The organism is Roseiarcus sp. (genome assembly GCF_052145395.1).
Lineage (GTDB): Bacteria > Pseudomonadota > Alphaproteobacteria > Rhizobiales > Beijerinckiaceae > Roseiarcus.
The window spans coordinates 1-3171 of record NZ_JBKQOT010000747.1 but is presented as its reverse complement, the minus strand read 5'-3'; the positions used below and the strand labels follow the sequence as shown (position 1 = coordinate 3171).

The following is a 3171-nucleotide window of genomic DNA, read 5'->3' as shown; positions in this document are numbered from 1 at the left end:
TAACTCAGTCCGACAGGCTGCTAGCCACGGTTGATCTCGACCCTTCGCCAGCAGACCCTGAGCTCAGGAGTCGCCAGGATGCGAACCTCGCGGTGAAAGCGCCCGCCGATTCTCCACCCGTTGACGGCAGTCCGAGCCTGCCGAAAGAGGAGAGGCCGGCAGCCCCGGGCGGAGCGCGGTCGGAATCCGTCCAGTCGCTCGTCCGCGCGCTCGGCGTGATCAACCGGCTTTCCGAGTCCGCCGATGGCATGACGCTGACGAGGATCGCCGAATGCGTCGATCTCGCCCCGTCCACCGTCCACAGGCTCCTCACGACCCTCGAACAGGAGCGGTATGTGCGATTCGACCAGGAACGACGGTTGTGGTCGGTCGGCGTCCAGACGTTCGTAGCCGGTTGTGCGTTTCTCAGGAGGCGCGACCTCGTCGAGGTGGCGCGACCTTACATGCGCGCGCTGATGGAGGAATGCAGAGAGACGGTGAACCTCGCGGTCCAGAACGACCACGAGGCGATATACGTCCATCAGATCGGCCATCCGACCATCGCGCGCCCCCTGGCAAAACCGGGCGCACGAGTCCCACTCTATTGCTCGGGTGTCGGAAAGGCCCTGCTCGCGGCCATGACGGAGGAGGAGGTAGAGAGGCTTCTGCCCGAAATGGACAGTCGCCGGCTCACGCCCAATACGATCGTCAGCCGATCGGCGCTGCGAGAGGACATCGCGGGGATTCGGGAACGCGGATTCGCCGTAGACGACGAGGAGCACGCGGTCGGTCTGCGCTGCGTGGCGGCTTTGGTGTTCAACGAACTCCGCGAGCCGATCGCCGCGCTCTCGATATCCGGCTCGACGACACGGATCTCGCATTCAAAGATACCGCGTCTCGGGGAGCTCTTGCGTCAGAAGGCCGCTCGGATCACCGCCAAGCTCGGCGGCGCCGGCCCCGCCGCACTTTGACGGATCTGGGTATGCGACGCGGCAGCGGAGTTCCTGACCGCAATGACTGAGGGATTATCGCCGGCTCACGGTGAGTCGCAACCGATTGACCGCCGTCGAGCAATGCGAGCGGTGGCGGGCGTTGCCGCGGGCGTTGCGCTCGGTCCAGGGACCGCGCAGGCGGCCGATGACGAGGCCCTCCCGAGGCAAACCGCGCCTGGCGCCGACGTGATGACCCCGCCCTATGGGCTGCCTTCGGTCTACGAAGCCGGTGTTGTCCGTCGAGAGCGCACCGGAGGCTCGCCCTACCCGACGCGGAAGGCGGCGGCCAGTCTAACCCCTCTTCAGGATTTGCATGGCGTCATTACGCCGAACGGCCTGCATTACGAAAGGCACCATTCCGGGGTCCCGGCGATCGATCCGAACGATCACCGGCTGTTGATCCATGGGGAGGTCGAGAGGCCGATGATCTTCAGTGTCGTCGACATCCTGCGCTTTCCCGCGGTGTCGCGAATCTGCTTCCTCGAATGTTCCGGCAACACACAGAATTGGGGCGAGCCGGTTGCCCAATACACGGTCCAGGACACACACGGATTGCTGAGTTGCTGCGAATGGACCGGCGCGCCGTTGAAGGCGGTGCTCGAAGAGGTCGGGGTGAGGCCGGAGGCCCTCTGGATGCTGGCCGAGGGAGGCGACGCCGCCGCGATGACCCGCAGCATTCCTGTCGAGAAGGCTTTCGACGACGCCTTGCTCGCCTATGCCCAGAACGGCGAGAAGCTGCGTCCCGAGCAGGGCTATCCGTTGCGGCTGCTGTTGCCCGGCTTCGAAGGCAATACGAACGTCAAGTGGCTACGACGGCTGAAGTTCGGCCGGAAGCCGTGGCAAACGCGCGAAGAGACTTCGAAATACAGCTGGGTGATGCCTGACGGCTCGGTGCGGCAGTTCAACTTCGTCATGGAGGCGAAGTCGGTCGTCACCTCGCCGTCCGGCGGCCAAAGGCTTCGGGACCGTGGGTACTACGAGATCTCGGGCCTTGCATGGTCGGGACGCGGCAAGATCGAGAAAGTCGACGTCAGCATTGACGGCGGCGCGTCATGGACACAAGCGTCCTTGCAGGAGCCCATTCTGCCGAAATGTCTCACTCGATTCCGCGCGCCCTGGCGCTGGACCGGCGAGGCCGCGGTCCTGACCAGCCGCGCGACCGACGAAACCGGCTACGTTCAACCGAGCCGCGACGAACTCCTGAAAGAGCGCGACGCGCGCTCGTACTACCACTACAATGGCATGCAGCGCTGGCGGGTCGCCGACGACGGCGTGGTCAGCAATGGCGGCTAGGCGCGCGGCATGGGCGGCGGTTCTCGCTGCGGCGATCTTGGCCACGGGCGCCGCGTCCGCGCAGGAGCGCTACGGCCTCGGGCGGCCCGCGACGCAGGCGGAAATCGCGCAATGGAATATCGATGTCGCGCCCGACGGCGAAGGCCTGCCTGTGGGAACCGGCAGCGCTCGCCAAGGCGAGGCGATCTTTGCGAACCACTGCGCCTCGTGTCACGGCGATCGAGGCCAGGGACATCCAATGGATCGGCTCGTTGGCGGCGCCGGCACGATCGCGACGAAGAAACCGGTGAAGACGGTGGGCAGCTTCTGGCCCTATGCGACGACACTGTTCGACTTCGTTCGGCGAGCGATGCCGTTCGACGCGCCGCAGTCCCTTTCGCCATCCGAAACTTACGCGGTCTGCGCCTACGTCCTCTTCCTTAACGGGATTCTCCCAGCCGACGCGACCCTCGACGCAAAGTCTTTGCCGCTGGTGAGGATGCCGAACCGGGACGCCTTCGTCAGCGCGTACAAAACCGGTCCGCGCTGAATGACGGCGTTCCTCGCGCGCTGATCCTTTTGGTTCCCGTCGCTTTTCCACAATGCGGAAAATCTGCCGGAAGGCCTTGGAGCCGAACGCCATTTGAATACTGTCGATAGGAATAGGGATTTAACGGGAGGAAATGAAGTCTGGGCGGCAACAGCGTCCAGGGCGTAAAGTCGGCGGCGCGGCGCTCACTCCAATTTCAGAGTGGGGTGGGTTACGGCGACCGAGGTTTCAATAAACAAGAATTACATGAGGAACCAGGGAGAGTGACATGAAGCTACGCTACGTTTCCGCGGCCGCGCTCGGCGCGCTCATGCTTGGAACCGGCGCTGCCCGGGCGGAAAATGACAACCTCAAGACACTGGAAGGCTTCCACATGAC

The 3171-nt window shown here is 64.3% G+C and carries 3 protein-coding genes; all 3 read left to right on the top strand.

All coding sequences use genetic code 11. From position 1 onward, the window contains the following. The coding region (locus tag ACLP25_RS25650) for an IclR family transcriptional regulator (protein ID WP_442471940.1) at positions 1 to 950 on the top strand (950 nt) is incomplete at its 5' end. Positions 951 to 1052: 102 nt separating this feature from the next. Then, on the top strand, positions 1053 to 2264 hold the full coding sequence (gene soxC, locus ACLP25_RS25645) for a sulfite dehydrogenase (RefSeq protein WP_442471939.1): 1212 nt from the start codon (positions 1053 to 1055) through the stop codon (positions 2262 to 2264). Next, positions 2254 to 2793, top strand: a complete 540-nt coding sequence (locus ACLP25_RS25640; protein ID WP_442471938.1) for a c-type cytochrome — start codon at positions 2254 to 2256, stop codon at positions 2791 to 2793. The genes soxC and ACLP25_RS25640 overlap by 11 nt, the downstream gene beginning before the upstream one ends. Positions 2794 to 3171: the final 378 nt, after the last annotated feature.